This window comes from Falsirhodobacter deserti (assembly GCF_004015795.1).
Lineage (GTDB): Bacteria > Pseudomonadota > Alphaproteobacteria > Rhodobacterales > Rhodobacteraceae > Falsirhodobacter > Falsirhodobacter deserti.
Window position 1 is genome coordinate 1 of the sequence record NZ_ML137220.1, and the last position, 24,617, is coordinate 24,617.

Consider the following 24,617-nt stretch of genomic DNA (forward strand, 5'->3'; position numbering starts at 1 on the left):
CGAATGGCTCGGCAAACCCACCGCGATCAGGGTCGACAATGGCCCGGTATACGTCAGCTCGACGTTGTTGGCGATCTGGGCAGCCAAGCAGGGTATTGCCCTGAACCACATCCAGCCAGGCAAGCCGCAGCAGAACGCCTATGTCGAACGCTACAACCGCACCGTCCGGCACGAATGGCTGGACCTCTACATCTTTGAAACCATTGCAGAGGCACAGAGCATCGCCACCGACTGGTTAAGGACTTGCAATAACAAGCGACCCAACATGGGCATCGGCGGCATAACACCCGCACAAAAACTGAAAATGGCTGCATGAGTTCTACGGCCAAACCCCTTTGAAATAGGGAGCATTACCGATCAGCGAAGATCATGTGCTGCCCGTCCACGCGGGGCTTTTCTACATCACCGTCGGAAAGCTTTCGAATTGGGGGGCCGTGCCCTCGGGTAGGGCGAGGTGGGCGCCATTTGAAGTGCGACTTCTGTTGCGATGAGGGTAGGGCGGTCATCTCCTGCTTTCCAGCATCTTCTGCCGGAAGGCTTCGGCGGGCGTTCTCCATCCGAGGCATTTGCGTGGCGTTGAGGCGATCGCAGAGCGCGCGGAGGTCCGGCTCGGTGACCTGGCGGATGTCGATGTCGCGGGGCAGCCAGCGGCGGGTGCGGCGATTGGCGTTTTCTACGGATCCTTTCTGCCAAGGTGCGGAGGGATCGCAGAACCAGCTGGCGGTGCCGATCTCGGCCTGCAAGTGCGGCCATGAGACGAACTCGGTGCCACGGTCGAAGGTGATGGATCTGCGGGCGTGATGCGGCAGGTCGCGCAGCAAGGTTGCGATCTTCGCCATGACCGGGGTGCTACGCTTGCTGTCGTTCTTCAGCAGGACCGCGAAGCGGGTCGTGCGCTCGACCAACGAGGTGAGGTTCTGTTGGCCGAAGGTTTGCCGGAACAGGATCAAATCACCCTCCCAATGGCCGAACTCCTTTCGCTGCGCCACGGCTTCGGGTCGGAACAGGATGCTGACATCTCGATGAAACTTCGAGATGCGAGGCCTGCGACCACGTCGTGGTCGGCGCGACTTGCGGTGGGTGGGCAGATACCACCACAGCTCCTGCTTCATACCTTCGCGGCCGTAGATGTAGCGATAGATCGTCTCCTGGCAGGCACGGGGGCGGGCGTTCTCGAGGCGCAGGCGGCCAGCAATCTGTTCCGGTGTCCAGCCGGAGGTGACATGGTCCACGATCCGACGACAGAGTTGCGGATGTCGGATCAGCTTGCGCTGGCGGGCGCGACGGTCGGCCGTGCGGATCTGCGCCGCCATCGCGAAGTAGCCACGCACCTTCGGCATGTCCGCATCGTGGAAGTAGTTGCGCCGGATCTCGCGGAAGATGGTCGAGCGGTGGCGCTTCAGCGCTCGCGCCATCTCCTCGACCGAGACCTTCGCATGTCTCCAGCGCTCGATCTTCTTGCGTTCCTCAATGATCAGCTGCGAATATGAGGTGCCCACTCTGCGATCTCCCGTTTGAACAAGTCATTGCATTCAAACAGAAGTCGCAGTTGGAAATAGCGCTCGCCGAAAGGGGCGATTTATGCGGTTAAAACCGGTTATGTGATGTAATCTGAAGCGCCACACGAGGCGCAGCGGGCCAGCCGCCGATCAGCGGTTTGGGTCAATGCGCCTGCCAAGGTGGCGAACCATGGTTCGACCGCCGTGCTGGCGCGGCCAACCAGCGTCACCTCGCGCGAGGGTTCGGGACTGGCGAACCGCGCGACCCTCATCTCGGGATGGGCGGCGCGTTCGGTCGGCACCGCGATCTCTGGCAACAAAGTGAATCCGACGCCTTGGCTGACCAGCCCGGCCAGCGTTGACAAGGAAGACGCGCCAAGATCGAACCCCGCCCGGCGGCGCTCCAGCCCGCAAACCTCCAGTGCCTGCGCGGAAAGGCAATGGCCTTCGTCCAGAAGCAGCAGGTGGTCGGGATCCAGCCCCATCGGCCGCAGATCCTCGACCGAGCCGAGCGCGGCCAGTCGCGTCTCGTTCGCGGCAAGAAGGAAGCGATCGCGGAACAAAGGCCGGGATACCAGATCCCCACGGCCGACAGGTGTTGCCACCACGACTGCGTCCAGCGTGCCGTTTCGCAATTCTTCAAGCAACAGGTCGGTCTGCGCCTCGCGCAGGCGAAGCTGAAGCGGCAGGCGCGGCAAAAGGTCCGGCAGCAGATAGGGCGCCACGGTGGGAATGATCCCCAGATGCACCCATCCGCCGGGCCCCTGTCGCCGGGCCATCGCCTCGATCTCGGCCACGTCTGCCAGAACCTGCACGGCGCGCTGCGCCACTGCGCGGCCTGCAGGCGTCAGGCGTATCTCGCGGCCACGTTCCAGAAGCGGAAGGCGCAGCGTTTGCTCCATCTCGCGGATCTGCATGGAAAGCGCGGGCTGGCTCACATGCACCCGTTCCGCTGCGCGTCCGAAATGACGCTCCTCCGACAAGGCGACAAAGTAGGACAATTGGCGAAGCGTCAGAGGCATCAGGTTAACTTATCGCGTCAGGAAGAAAACTCGATTTCTCTTTATCGCGCATTCAAGGCATCAACCAGTGCAGAATGACCAGCAAGGAGAACCAGATGGCCGACCAAAGCCGCCCCCGCCTGACCACGACCGCAGGCGCGCCAGTCCCCTCGAACAATACGAGCCAGACGGCAGGCCCGCGTGGGCCGGTCCTTCTTCAGGATTACCAGCTGATCGAAAAGCTGGCCCACCAGAATCGCGAACGTATTCCCGAACGCGTGGTTCATGCCAAGGGCTGGGGCGCGTTCGGCACTTTCACGGTCACCAATGACATCACACACATTTCGGCCGCGAAGGTGTTCGACACCGTCGGCAAGAAGACGGAAGTCCTTACGCGGTTCTCCACCGTCGCGGGAGAGTTGGGCGCGGCAGATGCCGAACGGGACGTGCGCGGTTTCTCCGTCAAGCTATACACCGAGGAAGGCAACTGGGACGTCGTGGGCAACAACACCCCGATCTTCTTCATCCGCGACGGCATCAAGTTCCCCGATTTCATCCGCACCCAGAAGCGCCACCCGAAAACCAACCTTCGTTCCCCCGAGGCGATGTTCGACTTCTGGTCGGCGCATCCGGAATCCGTCCACCAGGTGACGATCCTGATGTCGGACCGCGGCATTCCGGTGAACCCGATGCACATGCACGGATACGGGTCCCACACGTTCAGCATGTGGAACAAGGACGGCGTGCGGCACTGGGTGAAGTTCCACTGGCGCAGCCAGCAGCCGATCCGCAACTACACCAATGCCGAGGCGGAGGCGCTGATCGGCAAGACGCGCGAAAGCTATCAGGAAGACCTTTATAACGCGATCGACGGCGGCAACTTCCCGAAATGGACGCTGTGCATCCAGGCGATGCCGGAAGAGGACGCCGAACGCGTGCCCTACAACCCCTTCGATCTGACGAAAGTCTGGCCGCATGACGACTACCCGCTGATCGAAGTTGGCGTGATGGAGCTGAACCGCAACCCCGAGAATTATTTCATGTTCATCGAGAACGCGGCCTTCAGCCCGTCCAACGTGGTGCCCGGGATCGGCTTTTCGCCCGACAAGATGCTGCAGGCGCGCATCTTCTCCTATGCCGATGCCCACCGCTATCGTCTTGGCACGCATTACGAGGCGCTGCCGGCCAATGCACCGAAAGCTCCGCTGCACCATTACCACAAAGATGGGGCGATGCGGTTCTTCACCAACGACTTTGGCAATCCCGACGCATATTACGAGCCGAACCAGCATGGTGGGCCGGTGGCAGATCCCGGCGTTCAGGAACCGCCCCTGAAAATCTCGGGTGACGCAGACCGTTATGTGCAGCCCGACGCGGATGCCGACTATGTCCAGCCGCGTGCGCTGTTCAACCTTCTGCCGGCGGATGAAAAGGCGCGCCTGTTCGACAACATGGCTTCGGCGATGGGTCCATGTTCGGCCAATGTGAAGGAACGCTGGCTGGCCGTTCTGCGCCGCGTGCACACCGATTACGAGGCGGGCGTGCGGTCGGCACTGGCGGCAGCCGATGACGTGAACGCCATTCCGGTTACGGAGGCCACGCAGACCCAAGCCGCAGAATGATCCAAGGGGGCCGCAAGGCCACCTTCCCCAATGCAAGCCGCGGACGCCGCTTGCATGACCGGCGCCGCATCCGTTAGGCAGATGTAGCTACGCGCCTCATGAGGGTCATTCCGGATGTTCGACTATTCTCTGATACACTGGACGACGTTCCTGACAACAGCGGTTCTGCTGAACCTTTCGCCGGGCCCGGACATGGCGTTCATCCTTGGCCAGACGTTGCGCAGCGGGCGGCGTTCGGGCTTCGCGGCCATGGCCGGCGTCTGGACGGGCGGCTTCATGCACGTGCTGTTCGCAGCGGCGGGCGTTTCGGCAATCCTTGCATCTTCGGCCACGGCCTTCACATTGGTGAAGTGGGCCGGCGCGGCTTACCTTGTTTATCTTGGTCTTTCAGCCCTCCGTTCCGGTGGAACCACGTTCACGGCGGATACATCGGCCAAGCGTACCTCCGGCTTGCGCATATGGCGGCAGGGCGTTCTGGTATCGCTGCTGAACCCGAAGGTCGCAATCTTCTTTCTGGCCTTCCTGCCCCAGTTCGTTGTTCCGGGTGCAGGCCCCGTCTGGGCACAACTTCTTCTGCACGGCGTGCTGGTCATCGTCGCCGCCATGATCATCGAGCCGCTTTTCGTGTTGCTGGGGGAAGGCCTGACACGAACCCTCAGAAGCCGTCCGCGCGCAGGTCGTCTGCTGGACCGTGTTCTTGGCACGGTTCTTGTCTCGCTTGGCATCAAACTGGCGTTGACCCAACGCTGAGCTTGGAAGACGGTGCCCCGCAAATCCTACCGGTGGGACTTTTTCGCGTCTTCTCAGGCAAGTCCTACGTTGCTGATGAACGAGAAGTCACGACGCACGGAGTCGGGGCGCCGGGTTTGCGAAACCCGATCGTCCGCTAAGCTTGTAATTCCGCCAAAGCAGCGCGGCCCCGTACAGCATAAACAAGCTCATGCAGGTTCCGATGATCACCAGATCGGGCAGAAATGGCAGGATGATGCGCATCACGTCAATGGACGGAAGAACGAAGGCATGCGCAATATAGAATGAGAGGGGTGAGCGGCCCACAAGCTCCAGCAGAGTGCTGAAGAACGGGATCTGAAACCTGTCCAGCGCCACCAGCGAGGCAATCATCAGGCCCGCGATCATCAGCAGATACCATATCTGAGGCGGGGCGCCATAATCGTTCTGTAAATCGTAAAGGGATCGCCAGCCCACGATCCTCCCCGCGGCAAGCCCCAACAGCGTCAGAACAATGGCGGCTACTGTCAGGTCCTGTCGATAATCCTCGTTTGCCGCCATCTTCCGGACCACGAAAACGCCGACGGCGATCATCATCCAAGAACAGCCAAGAAGAACGAAAACCGCATATTTGCCCGAGACGACCAACAGCCTGACAATCTCGATCAGGGTGCCCGCTTCTTCGGGCCACGCATCGTAGCCAAGATATGTTCCTATGAATACCAGGGCCGCCCCGTAGACCAAGCCACGGCGCACAGGATCCCGGGCGATATGGCCGATGCAGAATGCCGTGATGAAAATCGCAACAGCGTAAAAGCTCAACACGCTATACTGCCGCAGAAGGATGCCATAGGTCCATCCGCCGACATCCTCCTCAGCCGGATGCAGGATGAAGTCCAACGTTTCCGGCAGCGCGACGGCCAAGCTGCAAAAGAAGACCAGTCCGGACCGCTTCAGAAGCGTCCTGCGTGCTTTCGCGGTATCCGTTTGTGCCTTGCGGACATAGATGATGGCAATGGTGATTCCGAAAATCAGAACGAAGGCCGGTGTCGCAATTCGCCCCAGGAAGTTCAGAAAATCCAGAACCACGCCTTGGAGGCCAGCCCTTTCGTACAAGCCCGGGCCGAAATGGGCGCAGATCATCATAAGGACCGCAAGGCCCCTGACTTGGTCGAGAGCCGTAAATCGTCTTATTTTTAACTTGGCTGTGTCCAACTTAACCATTAACCTCGCACCATCATAAACAGCCGTACGGGCTGAAAACAGCCTCAGCCCATGGGGTAAGACTGAAGGCTCGGCCAGTCGCCGAAACCGCCTCGGACTAACTGCGTTATCTCGAACCGAATGCGCATGATTACCGGTTTCTTTTAGCACCCTGATCCGTGGACGCATAGCATAAAGGACCGCGCAGACGGTCCGAGTGGGCGAAATCGTCAAAAATTCAGAAGAATGGCCGAAGGTTGATCCAAGGCACGGCAGCGTCGCCCTGATATTGGGGCTGATTTGCTGGTTGTTGCCGCAGGGCTGGGGGGTCAGCAGCGAAGGCGCGTTTCTGCAAGAAACCGATGTATAACTCGTTGACCGAAACCCAAAATATGCGAGATTGGGTCAGTCATTCATCGCCCGGTCAGGTTGCCGGATTTGTCCGGAGGATCGTAGGCCCCGATGTCCATATCCGCTAAGATCGCAGACTGGGAACGCGAAAAGCTCCGCAAGGCGTGGGACCCGGGGCGGCGATTGATCCAAACGATCCGGCGCTTTCAAGCCCTGCGAGGAAAGCACGGCCCCGTTGCATGGATTGCACGAAATTACTGGAGACGCGCCCATCAGTTCTGGAGCGTGATAACCCAGAACGAAATCCAATTAACCACAAAGATCGGCGGCGGCCTTCTTTTGACGCATCCGAATGGCATCGTCATTCACCCTGAAGCGGTGATCGGCCCCAATTGCCTGATCTTCAATCAGGTTACCATCGGAAGGGGGAAAGCAGGCCCCGACGGTCGAACCGTTCCAGTCATCGGTGGCCATGTGGATATCGCCGCCGGCGCCCGCATCGTTGGCGGGATCACCATCGGCAACCACGCCGTGATCGGCCTGAACGCCGTCGTTCTTTCGGATGTTCCTGATGGCGGCGTCGCGGTCGGGGTGCCTGCGCGGGTGATCAGGATCAATCCTGTCCCGGAAGACCCTGCCTAGATCGGCAGACCAGAAGGCCGCTATTCAACGGAGTTGAGGTTTTCCGGTTTTTCAGCGACGCGCCCGATCACTCTGGCAGGCACGCCCGCGACAATCGTTCCCGGAGCAACATCACGAGTCACCACCGCATTTGCCCCCACACGCGCGCCCTTGCCAACTGTTATATTGCCGATGATCACGGCACCCGCGCCAACATGCACCCCATCACAGATAGTCGGCTTGGCGTTCAGATCATCCACCGAGGCGATGCCAAGGGTCGTGTTCTGCCGCAAGATAACGTCAGACCCGATGGCGCGAGCGCCAAGGATCATCCCGCCAAAGTGGTCCAGACGAACGCGCCGGCCGACCGGCACGTTGTAAGAGAGCTTTATGCCGCACGTGATCTCGCACAGCTTGAACATGACGCGGTACAGCAAAGAACATGGAATGCGCAGTATCTTCGGCAATCCCATGCGCCAGTTGCCAAAGCGGTGCCAGAACAAAGCCCAGAACCCCTGTGCTGCCCAGTCATCGTCATGGGTGCGCAAGTCCTCCCGGATCAGTGCCCAGAAGCTGATGCCCTCCGGATTCGCATTCGTGGCGCCGGAAGAAAGCGGCGGGGCCGGTCGACGCTTCTCGGGTACGGGGTTGGCGGTCATCACGACGCCACGTTCGTCATCTTCGCCTTGCGGCCACTTGGATGCGCTTCCGTGGGATTGCCAAGAAACAGTGGACGCAAGACGAAGCGGCTGAAGTCCCTGCGGAAGTTCAGCGGGCCCCTGACCTGGCGCCCCATCAAGGTGCGCACCCCGGCGTTCACAACGAAACCAAGAAACCGCGCCAGCGCAACCCGCCGTGCGCCTGAAAGACCGAGAGTCTTCACGTAATAAAGCCGCCAGCTGTCATACCAATAGCTGGGCTGCTCTTTGCTGCGGTGGGTTCCGCCCTGCATTCCGGTGGCAGCACCCGCCACATGGCTGATGCGCGCTTCGGGAACGAACCAGATCTCACTGCCGGCCTTGTGCAAACGCCACATCAACTCCGTTTCCTCGTAATAGAGGAAGAAATCGGGGTCGAAGAACCCGACCTCGCGCGCCGCTTTGAAACGGATCATGACCGCAGCGCCCGATGCCCAGCCGATTTTCTGACGCGGAAGATCGGCTGGCAAGGCAACCTGCCTGGAGGCAAACAACCGGCTGACGCCCCCGATGCTGAGCCCTTCGCAAAATTCGCTTGCCATGCCTGGGAAACGGAAAGCCGCAGTGACCGCTCCTACATCAGGGCGGACAATCTGCGCGCCGGCGGCTGCAACTTGAGGATTTTCATCCATGAACAAGGCGAGGATTGTCAGGCAATCATTTTCAAGCGAAGCGTCAGGGTTCAGCAGGAAGATGTAATCCGGCGGGGTGGCACGTTGGTTCAGCGCTTCCAGAACAACGTTGTTGCCGCGCCCGAAACCGCGGTTTTCATCCTCCAGCCACAGCACCACGCGATCACCCCATTCGCGTTGCGCTGCAGCAAGTTTCAGCGTCTCGGCATCCCCCCCGGGCGAGGCGTTATCAACGAGATGAACTTCAACCGAATGGCGATCGTGCGTTCGCGACAGAACGCTTTCAACGGCCGCAACGGCCAGATCAGCTGTCCCATAGTTCACGACGATGACTGCAATACTCGCCTGCGGATGAGGCATACCAAGAACTCCTGAACACTTCTGGCCTGATCCGTCATCAGGCACTTTCGGGCAAGTCGATGCAGCGGCCATGCTTGAAGGCTGCGTTACCATGGCTGGTACGCCGTGGCATGTATCCGCCGATTCTCTTTCAAACCTACGTGCGCCTGAACAATGATCATCTTTATGGTAGACTTAACCTGAGCGGATAAAACAACATTAACCTTACACGAGAAAGCTGCAGCACAGCGAATCACCTTCATCAAAGAATGTCGCATGCCGCCGAGCATTAAACCAACAGATGCCAAGACCAGTGCCTGCATGGATCTGCAGCCCCGCCGTCACGGTTCGAACCTTCAACGGAGCGGGGGCATGAAAAACGGCTGGTGGATCATTCCTTTCGCAATCCTTGGCGCGTCTGTCTGGGCTTATCTTCTGTGGTCCCTGCTTAGCTGACTTGACCGATCCGCACTGCGGGTAGGCTGGATCGATCAATACTCGCCATAGCTTTCGCTTCCTTCGAACCGGCTCTTGTTGAGCACCACCCCGGCAACGTTCGTCAGGCTGGCAAGCTCCTTCTCGCAGCGGTTCACCTGTGCGATCGTGGACACCTCGGCCTCGACCACCAGCAGGGCACAGTCGATCGACGGCACGAAAGCTGCCACGTCATCACAGGCCAACATCGGCGGAAGGTCGAAAATTACGATCGAGGGGGCATAGTCTGCCTCTATCTGGGCAAGCGTCTCGGCCGTGCGGCGGCTTTGCAGAAGTTCAGCAGATCCCGACCGTGTGTGCGTGTTCACCGTGATCGCAAGGTTGTCTGAAATGCGGTAAGCGGTTTCGGCAAAAGAAGCATCCCCCGCCAGAACCTCGGCCGTTCCGGCCTTGCCATCCAGCGGCAGATTCAGTTTCCGCGCCAGCCCCGGGCGACGCATATCCATATCCATAAGCACGATGCGGTTGTCGGACTGGCGCATCAGGCTGAACGCAAGATTAAGAGCCAGAGTCGACTTGCCTGCCCCCGCTGTTGGCGAAGTGATGGCAATCCGACGCCAACCCTGCCCTTGCGCGATCCCCCTCAGACGCGTCCGCAGAAGATCGAAGGGGGCCGAGATCGTGCCGCCCATGCTTGCGGCCAGCGACAGTTGCGCCAGATCGGTCGGCAGGGCGCGCAAGTCGGCCCAAGACGCCGCACCGACAACGTCCCGGGGTGTCGTGCGGGGCATGTGGATCGCCGGGGCTGTGCCCGACCGCATGGCTCGCGATTTTTCCATCGCGGCGCGAAGCTTTTCCATTCGTCTTTCCTTTGCGTCACGCGGGCAAGTCAGCCACGGGCCTTCGATGGCAGAAGCGGGATCGTCACGATCGGGGTAATCTCCAGTGCCTGTACCAGATCGCTGGACCGGCGCACACGTCCGCCCAGAAGCTCCAGCAGAACGATGAGACCGCCCGCAAGGCCCAATCCACCGGCAAGGCCCGCGGCGACGATCAGCTTTCGGTTTGGCTTGGACGGCCAGCTGGGAACGGATGGGGATTCAAGCACGGTGATACGCTGCGCCTGATCCGACATTTCCAGCCGTTCGCCGCTCTGCGCCAGAACAAGGCGGGCGCGTGCACTGTCATACCTGCTTTGCGCCGCCTCAAGTTCCCGCTCCATCGCCGCAAGCGCGGTGGCATTGGCCGGTGTGGCTTCGATGGCCTTTGTCAGTTCTTCCAGCTCTGCGTTCAGAACGGGAATACGCTCCTCCAGCGCGCGGCGGCGCTGGTTCAGATCGGCAAGCTGCATGTCGGCAATAACATTACCGGTTCCCTGCGCCGGCTGGTCGGCCGGTTCCGCCGCGGCAGCGGCACGGATGCGTTCTACGATCTGCTCTTCCTGCCGGACAAGCCGGGTCACGCGCGGGTTGGTTTCGCTGAAGACCAGCCGTGCTGCCGAAAGCTCCGCCCGAATATTGTCGAGTTGCGTTTGCAGCACATCGCCATCGGCGCCGGTTTGCGCGAGGGCCTGGATGCTGCGCTCCTGCTCCTCAAGCGCTTCAAGACTCGACCGCGCATTGATCAGATCCGTCTGCAACGCAGAGCGGCGGTTTTCCCGGTATTCAAGACCCTCCGGCAAAGCTCCGGCATTCTCGATCTTGAAGTCCATGATGGCCTTGCCGCGCTGCTCCAACTCTTCCGACAAGCGTTCAACCTCAGCCTGAATGAAGCTCAGGGTGCTGCTGGCCACCTGTGTACGCTGGCGCGTGCTTTCGGTCATGATCTGGTCGACGATGTCCTGCGCGATCTCGGCCGCCTTTTCGGCGGTGGCGGCATTGGCGCTGACCGTGGTGATCACGTTCAGATCGCCGACCGCGGCCACCGCACTTCGCATGGACACGGAAGATGCGACCAGTCCGGCAACCTCTTCCTCGGGAAGACCGGGAACGTCTACCATGTCGTGCCGCTGCTCCAGCGCAAGAAGGCTGTCGCGCGCCATGACCTTCTGCTGGACCGTGTTCATCATCGCCAGCGGAACCGTCCGCACGGTGGAGCTTGAGAGCCCTTCGGTCACCTGCGGCGCCTCCACCAGCAGGCGCGCGGAGGACGTGAAGGTGCGTGGCAGCGACAGCGCGTAAAGAACCGCGGCACCCGTGGTTGCAATGACGATCAGAATAACCAGCGGCAGCCGGCGCAGCAGGATCTTCAGGTAGAATCTTGCTTCCGACATCATGCCTGAACTCCTTGATCAGCGGAATTTGGGTCCACGGCCTTGCGTGTGCGGATGAACAAGCCATCCACCAGAATGCCCCGCACGACATCCGCCGAAACGCCGGGCGGCGTGCGCGTACTTCCGTAAACCATGGCAAGGTCGCATATCTTGTTTACAAGGCGGGGAATGCCTTCTGCAGCTTCGTGGATCAACTCGATCGCGTCTGCTGGGATTTCTTCGCCAGTGCCACCGGCATGGCGAAGGCGGTGGTGGATATACGCCGTGGTGCCTTCCGCATCCAGGCCCGTCAGGTGGAAGCTTGCCCCCACCCGCTGCGCGAACTGCGACAGGTTCGGCCGCTCCACCATCTCACGCAGCTCCGGCTGGCCCACGAGAACAAGCTGCAAAAGCTCGTCCTTGTTGGAATTGATGTTGGTCAGCATCCGCAGCTCTTCCAACGCCTCGACCGAAAGGTTCTGCGCCTCGTCGATCACGAGGATCACGTGGCGCCCCTCGGCATATTCCTTAAGAAGGAAGTTCTGCAGCGTCTGGAACAGACCGACATAGTCGGCCCCCGCAGGGACATCGACAGAAAAGGCGTTCAGCGTCCATCGAAGAAGTTCCCCCCGCCCGCCTTGGGCGTTGGAGATCAGGCCGATCGTGGCACTTTCCGACATCTCGCGAAGCAACGCCTGAAGAAGCGTGGTCTTCCCGACTCCGACATCACCCGTGATGACGGTGATCGGCGACCGGGATTGCACCCCATACTGCAACGCCGTGTAGGCATTCAGATGCTTGGGCGTCCAAAAGAGGAAATCGGGGTCGGGCAGCAGGGTGAACGGACGTTCACGCAGCTTGTAGACCATCGTGTAAAGATTGGAGATGGACAACGCGGCCTCTACTTTTCCTCAAAACAATCACAAACGGCCCGGACAGGCAGTGGACCCCAAGTAGGTCAAAGGTCCCCCAGAACAATACGCTGCACTGCGGCGCCAACGAGATCAATCGCCCCCCCTATAACCCCTGAGATTGTACGGAGCAATCGCACAATAGTCGTTAACGCACAGAAGGATTCTTTGCGATCTGCAGGATTTTCTGCGCAGACGCCTATAAATCGTGCAGACGCGTCCTACTATGCAGCCCGAGAGAGGTTAACCAACTACTACTTAAACGCCAGTCATTCCCAAAATCTCGGTTGCCACCTACAACTGTAAAAGGTTAAGAAACCGTTAACTGCACTATCCCGTGATGTCGGCAGATGCGTACGCCACATTCGGATCGGTTAATTTTACGGCGCAGACAGGTACTAGGTTTAACCAGTTTGGCATCGCGAGATGCTTACGATTAAAAGAGGTGCGATATGTTGCACGCGTCGAATTTCAAGGCGAACGAAGCAGAGCAGGGCCTACCCTCACTGCATCGCCCTCGGCAGCGTTCCTTGTTTTCCTACCGCAGTGGTATCAAGCGCGCGCTTGATATCCTGTTTGTCCTCCTGCTGCTTCCCATCGCCCTGCCCCTCGTGGTGTTGATGGCGTTGTTGGTGGCGACGGATGGCGCATCGCCCTTCTATCGTCAGGCACGGGTCGGGCGTGACGGGCGCATCTTCAGCATGTGGAAGATGCGCAGCATGGTTGTGGGGGCAGATGCGGCCTTGGCACGGCACCTGGAGGCCAACCCCGAAGCACGGGCCGAATGGGATTCGAACCAGAAGCTGAAACGTGACCCGCGTATCACACGCGTCGGGCGGATCCTACGCAAGACGTCACTGGATGAGCTGCCGCAGCTTTGGAACGTGATGTGGGGGGACATGTCGCTTGTGGGGCCACGCCCCATGATGGTCGATCAGCAACCGCTTTACCCCGGAAGCGCCTACTTCCGCCTGCGCCCCGGCATCACCGGGAACTGGCAGGTTTCCAAGCGTCACGAAACGGAATTCAGCGCCCGTGCAACATATGATGCAGCTTATGAGGAAAACCTGTCGCTGAAGACGGACCTGCGGATCCTTTGCCAGACGGTCGGTGTGGTTCTGCGGGCAACAGGTTGCTGAGGCGTTAGAAAGATTATCTTTACAAAGTGGCGCCTATACTGGTCCTATTCGGTATCGCCATCCATTGTAAAACAATTCCGGAAGTTGATGTTGCCCATGCGAGCCCTTGTAATTGCCCTTTCGCTGTTGGCGCCGGTCGCTGCGCTTGCCCAATCCTACGGGATCCGTCCCGGCGATACGCTCCGGATCGAAGTTGCAGAAGATGAGGCGATGAGTCGCGACGTCCTTGTCCTGCCGGACGGGACGATCAGCTTCCCCACCGTCGGATCCGTCCGCGCACGCGGGATGAGCACGCAGCAGCTTGCCAGCGTGATTCGCAACGGCATCGCCGGCGATTATGCCGTGCCGCCGACCGTGAACGTTGCCGTCACTGCCATTCCTGAACCCAAGCCCCCGCGCGAAGTGCAGAAACAGGTGATGAACATCTACCTGATGGGCGAGGTTGCCAGCCCCGGCGTCAAGGAAGTGTCACCCGGCGTGACGCTGCTTCAGGCGCTTGCCCAAGGCGGCGGTTTCACCGAATTTGCAGCCACGAAGCGCGTTCAACTGCGCCGCATCGACCCTGCCTCCGGTCAGGAAAAGGTGTGGATGCTGGATTACAGCCAGATGGCGCGCGGCGGTCTGGCTGGCGGAAACGTTCGGCTTGCCGAAGGTGATGTCGTCCTGGTGCCGGAACGGGGACTGTTCGAGTGATCTGTAAAGAGGGCAACCGCCCTCACGTCCCGTTCTTGTGCGTTATGGCATTTCTAGGCACGTCTGCCCTGCCCGCACTCGCACAGGACGATAGGGCCCGCAGCCTTACGCTTGATCTGAGTCAGGGGCTGGAAGTCGCAAGCAATCCGGAACTTATCGATGATCCCGCGCGCGATCAGGTGATGCTTCGCAGTGATGTGGACCTTCGCTATGTCACCGCGACGCGGGTTCAGCGAATGGAAATGGGCATCGGTGGCCAGTTCGAAGCAGGCGATTTTGCCGGGCGGGATTCGGCTTCCCGCGTGGCGGAGCGTCGGCTCGATTTCGGATATTCCCGCGAATCGGCTTCGGCCGAACTGCAGGTTATAGCGGCATATTCGCGTGCGCGTGTTGAAGACACGACGCTGCCGGAAAGCGTCGAAAGCGATGATCTTGAGGTGACAACAGGAGAGCGCGGCTTGACCCGGTTCGAACTGGACCTTGAGACGGGTCGCGATCGGCGCATTGGCACGGAGGTCCATGCCTCCGCTTCGTCTGTTCGGTATTTCGATAATGATGGTGACGGACGCGACAATGCGGATCTGACTGCTGCGCTGCGGCTCTCGGTCGGAGCACGCACCGACGTCATGCTTCTTTCCGGATTGTCGCGGAAGGACTACAAGAATGACGAAGAGTACGAGTTCGACTCGTCGTGGATCGGCTTCGGCATGCGCCACGCCCTGACGGCACGGCAACGTGTCCACGGGCAGTTGCTTTCCATGCGGGTCGATTCATCAGAGATTTCGGACGTCACCGGCTCGCTTGAAGAAGATCGTCAGGAAGGCCTGGGCGGAGCGGTCGGCTATGAGGTTGATCTTGGACGTGGAACGATAGGGATCGGTTTCGAAACCGCTCTGCATTCCACGGGACGCCGCGACCTGCTGGAGGTTTCGCACGAAACAGCCTCGGAAGCCGGTGGACTGCGCGTCTCTCTCGGCGTCGTTGACAGTGACGAACTGGATCAGCGCCCTCTTCTGAACATCGTGTGGCAGCGAAACATTTCCAGCGCCCGGCTGCAGCTTAGCCTTGAACAGGATGCTATCAGCACCGAGGACGAGGAAACGATTCGCAGCCGCCTTGGCGTTGGATACCTAGGGCAGATCAACAGCACTTCCTCATGGGAAGCGCAGGTCAGCGTTATCGACCTGAACGAATTCGGCCTCGAGGCGACCGACAATCGTCGCAGCGAGATGATGGTGGGATACCGGCACGCCCTGACGCGTGATTGGGATCTTTCCGTGCGCTATCGGCACGTTCTGTCTGAAAGTGATGGCAGGGACGATCGGCGCAACGACAGCCTCTATCTCGGCCTCGCCACAAGAGTTCATCTATGGTGACATCCCCATCGCACCCACGGGTGCTGATCGTCAGCGAGCATGCCTCGCTGGCGTTCGGCGGCGAGGCAGCGCTGCCGCTGCATTTCTTTCGGGGACTGTTCCGCCGCGGCGTTCCGGTCTGGCTGATCGTACACGAACGGACGCGACGTGAGCTGGAAGAGCTGCTGCCCGAGGCGGCCGATCGAATTCTTTATGTTCCGGATACCTCGCTCAACCGTTTGATGTGGAAGCTGGGCGCGCGCCTGCCCAAGCAGATCTCTTACCTGACATTCGGATATATAAGCAGGGTAGCAAGCCAACGTCTTGCGCGGCAGATGGCACGCGATCTTGTGCGGAAAGAAGCGATCACAATCGTTCATCAGCCGATCCCTGTCTCTCCCCGAGAACCATCGCTGCTGAAGGACATGGGCGCCCCCGTCATCATGGGGCCGATGAACGGCAATATGAGCTTTCCGGACGGGTTCGAGGGGTCGGTCAAAGGCAAGCAGGCGCTTGGCCTGTTCGTTGGCGCGGGGCGCGCGGTGTCAAGCGCTCTGCATCGGTTGATGCCAGGCAAGCTGCAAGCGTCGGCACTGATCGTTGCGAATGATCGCACGGCGACGGGCCTTCCCAAAGCTGCGAAGGGCGACGTTCTGACGCTGGTAGAAAACGGTGTCGATCTTGCCGTCTGGTCGCCGCCGCAACCGGAAACGGCCCCGAATCGTGACGGGACCCGGTTCGTTTTCATGGGCCGGCTTGTCGATTGGAAAGCCGTCGATGTGCTTGTGGAGGCTATGGCGCGGCTGCCGCAGGATATTCCTGCCACTCTGGAAATCATCGGGAATGGCCCGATGCGCCCTTCGATCGAAGCGGCGGTTCAGGCAGCAGGTCTATCGGATCGCGTGACGTTCGCTGGCTGGCTGCCGCAGTCCGAGTGCGCAAAGCGCATTGCGCAGGCAGATGCACTGGTTCTTCCCAGCATCTATGAATGCGGCGGCGCCGTGGTGCTGGAAGCGATGGCCTGCAGCCTGCCTGTGATTGCCACAGCATGGGGCGGCCCGGTGGACTATCTGAATGAAGAGTGCGGGATTCTTGTCCCGCCAACCTCTCGTGCGGCGCTGGTCGAAGGATTCGCGGCGGCCATGACAAAACTTGCCGCCGATCCCGAATTGCGGCGACGGATGGGTGAAGCCGGCCGCGCGCGCATTGTTGCGGAATTCGACTGGAATACCAAGATCGACCGGATTCTGGAGATCTACGGCCGCTATTCGCGCTAAGCGCGTAGCGGCACCGCTGCTGGTGAGATTGTTCGCTTCTGACTTTTCCGCAGTTCATAGAAGCCGGTAACCGCACCGGCAAGCAGCCAGGTAAGCGGCGTCAGCGTTGCATTCGGGATCAGGTCGACAACGTTAACGGTCAGAACCATGACCAGCCCCGAAGTTATAAGGGTCAGGTCCGCCCTTCGGCGCACCGCAAGCATCACGATTGGCAGGCAAAGCAGCCCGAATATGCCTAGATAGCCGATCCAGCCGCTGGTTCCCATGGCGATCACCCACTGCCCGTCGGCGATCGAGGTGCGATCACCGGTATAGGGATTGAAGATCGCCGGCCGGCCCCAGCCGCCCCAGCCAGTCAGCCGCTTTTCATTGGCCCGCGCCAGAAGCTGATCCTCGTTCTCGATCCGGAACAGAAGGGACTGTGCCCTTTCCGGGCTGAAAGAGGCGGTCAGCTCATAGATGTCCATCACCGGCACGACGCCCGTACTGCGCAGCATTGGATAAACGGCAACGGCGCCCGCAAGTGCGGCTGCCATTATCAACTGGCCGCGCCGCGGCAACAGAAACACGCCCGCCCCGAGAAGAATGCCAAGGCCAAGCGCGCCAACCGTCTTGCTGATGACAAGCGTGCAGAAAAGCCAGACGGCGATCCCTGCCCAGATCCAGCGCGTGCGTCCGGTGCTGGAGCGAACCAGAACGAATGCCGCAACCACCGACATGGAGATAATAACGCCGACCCATAGGCCGTGCGGTAGAAACAGCATCGGTCTGAAACCACCGGCGCGGACGTGCTGTGCGAAGGAACTGGCCTGGAAGCCATAGATCCACGAGTTCAACTGCGGGCTCAGCCGGACCTCGATCAGGATGCCAACGGACATCACCAGCGCCATCTGGCACAAGGCCTTGAGGATCATGCGGTGCGAGGTTGCCGTCGCAAGATACCTGCGTCCCAACAGGAACGGCACAAGCATCACAAGCGCCGTTTGCATGGCGCCCCACGTATCCTGCACTGTCAGGCCACGAAGAAAGGTCGGGCCATAGAACAACGGCTCGCGATTGGTCATCATGGTCAGGATCGGGTTCAGCAAGCATATCAGGACAAGCGCCGTGATCCACAGGCTGCGCCGGGGTATGGCGTTTTCTTCGCCCAAAGTGATGGTGGCAGCATCCGGCACCGACTGGCCCCGCGCCGAAAGGAAGCCCTGTTGCGACATGGCCCTGTCATGAACCTGCGCCGGCCCCCGGGCACGCAGCCGCCGCACCCGCAGCGACGCCTCGGCCAGGGTGGCGATACACAGGATCGCTGCCATGACGCCCGGGACCAGGTTCTTGTCGACCTTCGGGATTGCGGGCAGGTCGAAGCCGGCGCGGTCGGGCAGCGCCATGTAACCGCCGAATGTCACCCAGATCAGCGCAAGCCGCAACGGTAAGCGGCGGAACAGAAGGATTGCGACGAACGGGAACGCGAACAGAACAATATAAGCGACAATATTAGGCATCAGACACGTTCTTTATGAGGTGCGGGGATTGTTTTCCACCACCGCCTCGGGGAAATAGGTACAAAGGCTCGTCGCCATCCGGAAATGGCCCGGAATCTGTCTTATCAGATTTATCAACATACTCGTATAAAGTTTGCAGATGAATGAACCCTCCGCCCATCGCACCGAAATGACAACCGCAAACGTTCCGTCTTCCGGGATTGCGGGCGCCGTTATCGTGGGGCGCAACGAAGGCGAGCGATTCTTGCGCTGCCTGTCATCGGTGAGGGCAGGTCTTGATGCGGCGAATGGCGGGGGCGGGGGCGGGCGCATCGTTTATGTCGACTCCGGATCGACCGATGGATCGGTGGAAGCGGCACGGGCGGCGGGCGCAGAGGTCGTGGAGCTGGACCTCACGCGTCCCTTCACCGCTGCACGTGCGCGAAATGCGGGTCTTGCGGTTTTGACCGGGGGCGAGGCGCCTGACTACGTCCAGTTCGTCGATGGCGATTGCGAGCTTGATCCAAACTGGATCATCACTGCCAAGGATTTCCTGGAACGGCACCCCGATGCCGCAGTGGCTTGCGGGCGGCGGCAAGAGCGTTTTCCCGAGGCGTCGATCTATAACGCGCTGTGCAATCGCGAATGGGATACGCCGATAGGCGAGGCGCGCGCCTGCGGAGGTGACGCGCTGATGCGCCGTGCGCCGGTGGTTTCTGTTGGCGGCTACAACCCCGCCCTGATCGCGGGCGAGGAACCCGAGATGTGCGTCCGCCTGCGCGCCGAAGGGTGGAAAATCCACCGTCTGGATGCGGAGATGACGCTGCACGATGCTGCGATGACCCGCTTTGGCCAGTTCTGGAAACGTGCGCGGCGTGCAGGTCATGCTTTTGCCGAAGGGGCCGCAATGCACGGCCGCCCGCCGGAGCGTCATTTCGTCAGCGAAACGCGTCGGGCAATTCTTTGGGGGGCGGTTCTGCCTGCCGTGATCCTTGCCGCAGCGGTTTTCATCAGTCCCGCGATGCTGCTTCTTACGCTGATCTATCCTGCGCAAGTGGTGCGGCTTGGGTTGCGCGACCGTGAGCGCAGCCGGAAGGTCGCATTCACGCAGGCGGGGCTGCTGACCGTTTCGAAGTTTGCCGAGGCAGTCGGCGCCGCAGAATTCTACTGGCGCCGCCTGCGCGGCCGGCCCGCAGGGCTTATCGAATACAAGTAGGGCTTAGCCCTTTGCCCCCTGCCCCCGCGCATACCGGTCTTCATAGCGGATGATGTCATCTTCGCCCAGATAGCTGCCGGTCTGCACCTCGATCAGGACCATCGGGACCTTGCCGGGATTCTCCATCCGGTGCTTGGAACCCAGAGGGATGTAGACGGACTGGTTTTCGGTCACGAGGCGGATATTCTCATCGACGGTGACCTGCGCCGTTCCTTCCACCACGATCCAGTGTTCCGATCGGTGCATGTGGCTTTGCAGCGACAGCGCCGCGCCCGGATGGACCACGATGCGTTTCACCTGAAAGCGGCCGCCGACGATCAGGCTTTCATACCACCCCCACGGGCGGTAATCGCGCGGAAGCGTTTGCGCCTGCGGGGCGCCCCGGGCCTTCAGGGCATCCACCGCCTTACGCACATCCTGGGCGCGATCCATCGGCGCGACCAAAACGGCATCGGGCATCGCGATCGCGAAGATGTTGTCGAGGCCGATACCCACGATTTCCTGCCCGGTCCCTTCCGCGCGCAGAAGCGTGTTGCGGCAATCGATCGCCGTTGCATGTTCGGAGGCGACGACCCCTGCCGCATCCGGAGTGGACTCGCGCCAGACGGCGTCCCATCCGCCAAGGTCGGACCAGCCGGATGAAAACGGAACGACGGACAGGTTCGATGCCCGTTCCATTACCGCGTAATCGATCGAGATATCCTGCACCCGTGCCCAATGGTCGGGCGCAAGCCGCAGGAAGCCCAGATCGCTTTGCCCCTGTTCCACCGACAAGCTGACAGGTTCAACCAGGTCCGGCGCGTGTGCCTTGAAGGCATCGACGATATCCTTGGCGCGGAACAGGAAGATGCCCGCGTTCCACAGGTAACGGCCGTCGGCCACCATCCGCTCGGCCTGAGCCACGTCGGGCTTTTCGACGAAGCGGGTCAGGGGTTGGGCAGTCGGCACGCCATGTGGTGCGGCTTCCAGCTCAAGATATCCGTAACCTGTTTCGGGCCGGTCGGGCGTGATGCCGAAGGTGACAAGACGGCCCGCTTCCAGCATCGGCAGACCCGCCTCGACGGAGGCGCGGAACGCTTCGGCATCGGGAACGACGTGATCCGAAGGGGCAACCAGAAGAACGGCCTCCGGATCGCGCGCATGAAGATACAGCGCAGCGGCCAGAACGGCAGGGGCCGTGTTACGGCCCTCCGGCTCGATCAGGATAGCGCCGGGATCGATGCCCAGTTCAAGAAGCTGTTCCGTCACGATGAACCGGAAGTCCGCCCCCGTTACGACCAGCGGTGATGCGAATTCCACCGCGCCCTGCGTTCCCGCCAGCCGAGAGGCCGCCGCCTGAAACAGCGTCTGGTCGCCCATGAGGCGAGTGAACTGCTTGGGGTAGGATTTGCGCGACAACGGCCAAAGCCGCGTACCGGAACCGCCGCACAAAAGAACTGGATGGATTTGCATGTTTTCCCCGCAGGACTTGTCAACACGGCATCAGCGCAAGACTGGCTTGGAAGCGCAACGCCTGAATCATTATCACTCACCCGTTATGACGTCAGACGCGCCATAGGAAAAGGGGCATGTTCCTGACGAAACAGGAACATGCGCACGGGCGCGGTTCTGACCGAAGCCGCGACGCGTATGGCGCTGCATCTTGGATCCATCCTGAAGGATGCCGGTGCCCTGACCCTGGCGGCCGGGCATGACAAATTCTATGGTCGCAACTATGACGACCATGTCGACGGCGGAGCGGGAAATGACCGCCTGTCCTGCGGCGGCGGGAACGATCCCCTTCGCAGCAATGGCGCCTTGATTGGCGGGGTTGGCAGCGACATGTTCGTAATTGACGCAGGCACGACCCAGATCGAGGATTGCACCCGCGATGACAGTCTTGACCGGTCTTGTTCGGGGTCTAGCTGCCTGCGCATGGTGTGGATGGCGAACGCCACCTGTGGCTGTCGAACGGGGCTGACAGGGTGACCTTTGTGGGATCGAGGCCATCGGATGACCGGCGGGTGCGTCCGCGCCTACCGCGCGTTCAACGGGCGGGCCGAGCGGGCCGACCGCAGCAATGCTGGAAGTGCTGCGAAGCAACCGGCATAGCGGCGGCCCAACCGGCGGGGGTTCGACAGCATCCGCCATGCCCATTCCATCGCCACGCGCTGGACCCAGACGGGCGCACGCTGCTGCGCACCGGCGATGAAGTCGATCCCCGCCCCGACCGAAGCGAAACCACATTCCGGCAATTGCTTTGCGGCCCGCGCCGCAAAAACCTCTTGCCGGGGTGCGCCAAGAGCAAGGAAGACCATGCGGGCACCGCTGGCGCGCAACTCTTCGATCACGGCATCGCCGGCGGGGCCTTGCGGATCGAAGGGAAAGTCCGGTGCGATGCGGGCAACAACGCGCACACCCGGATGCGCCGCCTCGATCCGTCCTGCGGCCTTGGCCAGGATTTCCGACGTGGAGCCGACAAGCGCCACCGACACATCATGTTTTTGCGCCATCGCGATCAGCGGTGTGACCAGTTCGGAGCCGGGCAACAGCTCCACCTCAGCGCCGTCGGCACGGTATCCGGCGATCTGGCACAGCCACACGATCGGGTTTCCGTCTGCGACAACATGGCTGTGGGCGATATATGCTTCCCGGAAGGCGCTATCGTGTTCCAGCTTCACCACGTGATCAAGATTCAGCGTCGCCAGCGTGAAGCCTTGGCGCCCGGCCATGCAGGCGGAAAGCTGGTCGAACAGGATTTCACGATTCGGGGTGGTGATGCGCACGGCACGCTGTGCATCGGCCTGCCGCGAATTCAGAAAGCTCACGAACCGTGTCATTTGAAGTCCGAACCTGGGAAAAAAATGTACCGCTTAAAGTGGAGGAGCGGCGGGGTGTTGTCCAGCCGGATCAGGGTTCCCCTTCGATTAACCAATTACGGGGCTATGCCTCCCCGCGATTCCGTGGCAGCGTCCCGCGCGACCCTTGGCCCCGCAGGACCCCTCGTGACCGACGCATTTTCGATCATCATCGCCGCCAATAATGAGGAAGCCTATATCGGGCCGTGCCTTGATGCCATCCTGGCACAACGGAACGCCGGACACCTGCGAATCATCGTTGCCGCCAATGCCTGCACCGATCGCACGGTGCAGATCGTTCGCGACCGGCAGGCGTCCTTTGCGGCCGCGGGACACCAGCTTGACGTGCTGGAGATTGCCGAACCGGGAAAGCTGAATGCGCTGAACCGGGCGGATGAAATTCTGCAAGGCAGCACCAGTGCACGCATGTGGCTGGATGCCGATGTCATCTGCGGTCCGGACCTTTGCGCGCAACTGCGCAAGGCGCTGGCCACGGAGACGCCACGCTATGCAACGGGGCGGCTGGTCGTTGCGCCCGCGCGCAGCTGGACCACCCGCCGCTATGCCGCGCTGTGGCAGCGGCTTCCCTTTGTTAAGGGCGGCGCGGTCGGGGCGGGTCTGTTCGCGCTTAATGCCGCAGGTCGTGCGCGGTTCGACAGGTTCCCGTCCATCATCTCGGACGATACGTTCGTTCGCCTGCACTTCACCCCCGAAGAACGGGTGGAGGTTCCTGCAGGCTATCACTGGCCGATGGTGGAAGGGTTCGAGCGGCTTGTCCGCGTGCGGCGCCGGCAGGATGCAGGCGTGATCGAACTTGCCCGCCTTTATCCGCATCTGATGGGGAACGAGCGCAAGGCCCCGCTGACACGCCCCGACCTGCTGAAGCTTGCCATGCGCCACCCGGTGGACTTTTCCGTGTATCTGGCCGTTCATCTTGCCGTCCGGCTTCGCGCCTCCACGGGCGAGTGGACACGTGGCCGATAATCATTTTCTGGAGACCTTTGTGACTGTTCCCTCTTTTTCCGGCCCGATCGCCTATCTGACGGGCGAGTATCCCAAGGTCTCTCATACCTTTATCCAGCGCGAGATCGAGATGCTGGAGGCGGCGGGCCACACCATCCTGCGCTGTTCCGTCCGTCAGGCACCGGCAAAGGATGTGGTCGCGGATCAGCAGGCCGAGGCGGCGCGCACGTTTTTCGTGCTGAAGGCGGCGAAACAGCCCGCGACGCTGATTCGCGCGCATCTTGCGGCGCTGCGCCGCGACCGTGGCCGCTGGCTTTCGGCCCTGCGCCTGGCATGGCGCACGCGCCCACCGGGGGCAAAGGCGCTGCTGTGGCAGATCTTCTATTTCCTTGAGGCGGCAGTGCTGACACGTCACCTGCTGGACCGCAGGGCGGTGCATCTGCACAACCACTTCGCCAGTTCCTCGGGCAGCGTGGCGATGCTGACTTCCGAAATGTCGGGCATCCCGTTCAGTTTCACCATGCACGGCCCGACCGAATTCTTCGAGCCGAAATGGTGGCGGCTGGATGAAAAGGTGGGGCGAGCCGCGTTCGTGGCCTGCATCAGCCATTATTGCCGCAGCCAGTTGATGTTCTTCTCGGACCCCGTTCACTGGCACCGCCTGCGCATCGTGCATTGCGGGGTGCGGCCGGAACGCTATGCCCGTGATATCGCCCGCCCTGCCGATGCACCGGCGCGCGTTCTGTTCGTGGGCCGGCTGGATTCCGTCAAGGGCGGCCGCCTGCTGCTTGAAGCCTTCGGCGCCCTGCGCGAACGTCATCCCGATGCCGCGCTGGAAATCGTTGGCGACGGCCCCGACCGCGCCGCAATGGAAGCCCGCGCGCGCGAACTGGGCCTTGGGTCGAAGGTGCGATTCCACGGCTATCGCACGCAGGAGGAGGTGGCGAGGATCCTTTCCGGCGCCGACATGCTGGTTCTACCCAGCTTTGCCGAAGGGGTTCCCGTGGTGCTGATGGAGGCGATGGCGTCGGGATTGCCCGTGGTTTCCACGCGTATCGCAGGCATTCCGGAACTGGTCGAAGATGGCAAGACCGGCTTTCTTGTGCCCGCCGGCGATCTGGAAACGCTGACGGCCCGGATCGACACGCTTTTGTCTGACCCGCAGCGCGCGCAGGCGATGGGCGCTGCGGGCCGCGCCGTCGTGGAGGCGGAATTCAACCTTGAACGTGAGGCCACATGGCTGGCGCAGATCTTCGCAGGAAGCCAGGCCGGCGAACTTCCGGCTTCGCTGCGGCCCATCCTTCCGCTGCAAGACGTGAAACCCGATGACACTTTCGAGGGGACCGGCGCAAAGATTTGACAGCCTC

22 protein-coding genes and 1 pseudogene are annotated in these 24,617 nt (G+C 61.1%); 12 read left to right on the forward strand and 11 right to left on the reverse strand.

The features are described from left to right. On the forward strand, positions 1-316 hold a 316-nt coding region (locus JX25_RS12790), incomplete at its 5' end, for an integrase core domain-containing protein (RefSeq protein WP_164876153.1). 186 nt (positions 317-502) lie between these two features. On the opposite strand, the pseudogene JX25_RS12795 reads toward JX25_RS12790, so the two are convergent. Together JX25_RS12795 and JX25_RS12800 are read right to left on the reverse strand one after the other, a co-directional pair. After that, positions 503-1,499: pseudogene (locus JX25_RS12795) on the reverse strand (IS30 family transposase). A gap of 98 nt (positions 1,500-1,597) precedes the next feature. Beyond that, the gene (locus JX25_RS12800) at positions 1,598-2,521 is read right to left on the reverse strand and encodes a LysR substrate-binding domain-containing protein (protein ID WP_128255494.1); all 924 of its coding nucleotides are present in this window, start codon (positions 2,519-2,521) and stop codon (positions 1,598-1,600) included. Positions 2,522-2,616: 95 nt separating this feature from the next. Here JX25_RS12800 and JX25_RS12805 point away from each other — a divergent pair, with 95 nt between their 5' ends. Beyond that, complete coding sequence (locus tag JX25_RS12805; protein WP_128255495.1) at positions 2,617-4,122, forward strand: catalase; 1,506 nt, start codon at positions 2,617-2,619, stop codon at positions 4,120-4,122. A 114-nt stretch (positions 4,123-4,236) separates the two neighbouring features. Then, positions 4,237-4,872 (forward strand): LysE family translocator, encoded by a 636-nt coding sequence (locus tag JX25_RS12810; protein ID WP_128255496.1) that lies wholly within the window; start codon positions 4,237-4,239, stop codon positions 4,870-4,872. Between the two features lie 87 nt (positions 4,873-4,959). On the opposite strand, the gene JX25_RS12815 is transcribed toward JX25_RS12810, so the two are convergent. Next, a complete protein-coding gene (locus JX25_RS12815; RefSeq protein ID WP_164876154.1) occupies positions 4,960-6,225 on the reverse strand; it encodes a heparan-alpha-glucosaminide N-acetyltransferase domain-containing protein in 1,266 nt (421 codons plus the stop codon). A gap of 291 nt (positions 6,226-6,516) precedes the next feature. Between JX25_RS12815 and JX25_RS12820 the strand changes: the two genes are divergently transcribed. Beyond that, a complete protein-coding gene (locus JX25_RS12820) occupies positions 6,517-7,047 on the forward strand; it encodes a serine O-acetyltransferase (RefSeq protein ID WP_128255498.1) in 531 nt (176 codons plus the stop codon). Positions 7,048-7,067: 20 nt separating this feature from the next. Here JX25_RS12820 and JX25_RS15270 read toward each other — a convergent pair whose 3' ends face one another. The 5 genes from JX25_RS15270 to JX25_RS12845 all read right to left on the reverse strand — a co-directional run bounded on the left by JX25_RS15270 (position 7,068) and on the right by JX25_RS12845 (position 12,274). Next, positions 7,068-7,685, reverse strand: a complete 618-nt coding sequence (locus tag JX25_RS15270) for a serine O-acetyltransferase (protein ID WP_128255499.1) — start codon at positions 7,683-7,685, stop codon at positions 7,068-7,070. Further along, positions 7,685-8,716 (reverse strand): glycosyltransferase family 2 protein, encoded by a 1,032-nt coding sequence (locus JX25_RS12830; RefSeq protein WP_164876156.1) that lies wholly within the window; start codon positions 8,714-8,716, stop codon positions 7,685-7,687. The genes JX25_RS15270 and JX25_RS12830 overlap by 1 nt, the downstream gene beginning before the upstream one ends. A gap of 470 nt (positions 8,717-9,186) precedes the next feature. Next, entirely contained in the window at positions 9,187-9,990 is an 804-nt protein-coding gene (locus tag JX25_RS12835) for a CpsD/CapB family tyrosine-protein kinase (RefSeq protein ID WP_128255501.1), read from the reverse strand. Positions 9,991-10,019: 29 nt separating this feature from the next. Continuing rightward, the gene (locus JX25_RS12840) at positions 10,020-11,405 is read right to left on the reverse strand and encodes a GumC family protein (protein ID WP_128255502.1); all 1,386 of its coding nucleotides are present in this window, start codon (positions 11,403-11,405) and stop codon (positions 10,020-10,022) included. Then, positions 11,402-12,274, reverse strand: a complete 873-nt coding sequence (locus JX25_RS12845) for an ExeA family protein (RefSeq protein WP_241557961.1) — start codon at positions 12,272-12,274, stop codon at positions 11,402-11,404. Before JX25_RS12845 ends, JX25_RS12840 begins: the two co-directional genes overlap by 4 nt. Positions 12,275-12,822: 548 nt before the next feature. Between JX25_RS12845 and JX25_RS12850 the strand changes: the two genes are divergently transcribed. The 4 genes from JX25_RS12850 to JX25_RS12865 all read left to right on the forward strand — a co-directional run bounded on the left by JX25_RS12850 (position 12,823) and on the right by JX25_RS12865 (position 16,756). Next, complete coding sequence (locus JX25_RS12850) at positions 12,823-13,431, forward strand: sugar transferase (protein ID WP_338323038.1); 609 nt, start codon at positions 12,823-12,825, stop codon at positions 13,429-13,431. 96 nt (positions 13,432-13,527) lie between these two features. Continuing rightward, positions 13,528-14,124 carry a polysaccharide biosynthesis/export family protein gene (locus JX25_RS12855; RefSeq protein ID WP_241557962.1) on the forward strand — a complete coding sequence of 199 codons (597 nt, stop codon included), beginning with the start codon at positions 13,528-13,530 and terminating at the stop codon, positions 14,122-14,124. Beyond that, positions 14,121-15,500 (forward strand): hypothetical protein, encoded by a 1,380-nt coding sequence (locus tag JX25_RS12860; protein ID WP_128255505.1) that lies wholly within the window; start codon positions 14,121-14,123, stop codon positions 15,498-15,500. The genes JX25_RS12855 and JX25_RS12860 overlap by 4 nt, the downstream gene beginning before the upstream one ends. Then, positions 15,494-16,756 carry a glycosyltransferase family 4 protein gene (locus JX25_RS12865; RefSeq protein ID WP_128255506.1) on the forward strand — a complete coding sequence of 421 codons (1,263 nt, stop codon included), beginning with the start codon at positions 15,494-15,496 and terminating at the stop codon, positions 16,754-16,756. The genes JX25_RS12860 and JX25_RS12865 overlap by 7 nt, the downstream gene beginning before the upstream one ends. On the opposite strand, the gene JX25_RS12870 is transcribed toward JX25_RS12865, so the two are convergent. Next, positions 16,753-18,255, reverse strand: a complete 1,503-nt coding sequence (locus JX25_RS12870; RefSeq protein WP_128255507.1) for a hypothetical protein — start codon at positions 18,253-18,255, stop codon at positions 16,753-16,755. The two genes, JX25_RS12865 and JX25_RS12870, sit on opposite strands and share 4 nt — an antisense overlap. Positions 18,256-18,424: 169 nt before the next feature. On the opposite strand from JX25_RS12870, the gene JX25_RS12875 reads away from it, so the two are divergent. Continuing rightward, entirely contained in the window at positions 18,425-19,450 is a 1,026-nt protein-coding gene (locus JX25_RS12875; RefSeq protein WP_128255625.1) for a glycosyltransferase family A protein, read from the forward strand. 3 nt (positions 19,451-19,453) lie between these two features. Here the strand turns inward: JX25_RS12875 and JX25_RS12880 are convergent, their stop codons facing one another. After that, the gene (locus JX25_RS12880) at positions 19,454-20,902 is read right to left on the reverse strand and encodes a mannose-1-phosphate guanylyltransferase/mannose-6-phosphate isomerase (RefSeq protein ID WP_128255508.1); all 1,449 of its coding nucleotides are present in this window, start codon (positions 20,900-20,902) and stop codon (positions 19,454-19,456) included. Positions 20,903-21,040: 138 nt separating this feature from the next. On the opposite strand from JX25_RS12880, the gene JX25_RS12885 reads away from it, so the two are divergent. Next, on the forward strand, positions 21,041-21,418 hold the full coding sequence (locus JX25_RS12885) for a calcium-binding protein (protein ID WP_128255509.1): 378 nt from the start codon (positions 21,041-21,043) through the stop codon (positions 21,416-21,418). Between the two features lie 47 nt (positions 21,419-21,465). Here the strand turns inward: JX25_RS12885 and JX25_RS12890 are convergent, their stop codons facing one another. Further along, positions 21,466-22,269 carry a WecB/TagA/CpsF family glycosyltransferase gene (locus JX25_RS12890; RefSeq protein ID WP_128255510.1) on the reverse strand — a complete coding sequence of 268 codons (804 nt, stop codon included), beginning with the start codon at positions 22,267-22,269 and terminating at the stop codon, positions 21,466-21,468. A gap of 165 nt (positions 22,270-22,434) precedes the next feature. On the opposite strand from JX25_RS12890, the gene JX25_RS12895 reads away from it, so the two are divergent. Then, positions 22,435-23,271 carry a glycosyltransferase family 2 protein gene (locus JX25_RS12895; RefSeq protein WP_241557963.1) on the forward strand — a complete coding sequence of 279 codons (837 nt, stop codon included), beginning with the start codon at positions 22,435-22,437 and terminating at the stop codon, positions 23,269-23,271. Between the two features lie 19 nt (positions 23,272-23,290). Beyond that, positions 23,291-24,610 carry a glycosyltransferase family 4 protein gene (locus tag JX25_RS12900; RefSeq protein WP_241557964.1) on the forward strand — a complete coding sequence of 440 codons (1,320 nt, stop codon included), beginning with the start codon at positions 23,291-23,293 and terminating at the stop codon, positions 24,608-24,610. Positions 24,611-24,617: the final 7 nt, after the last annotated feature.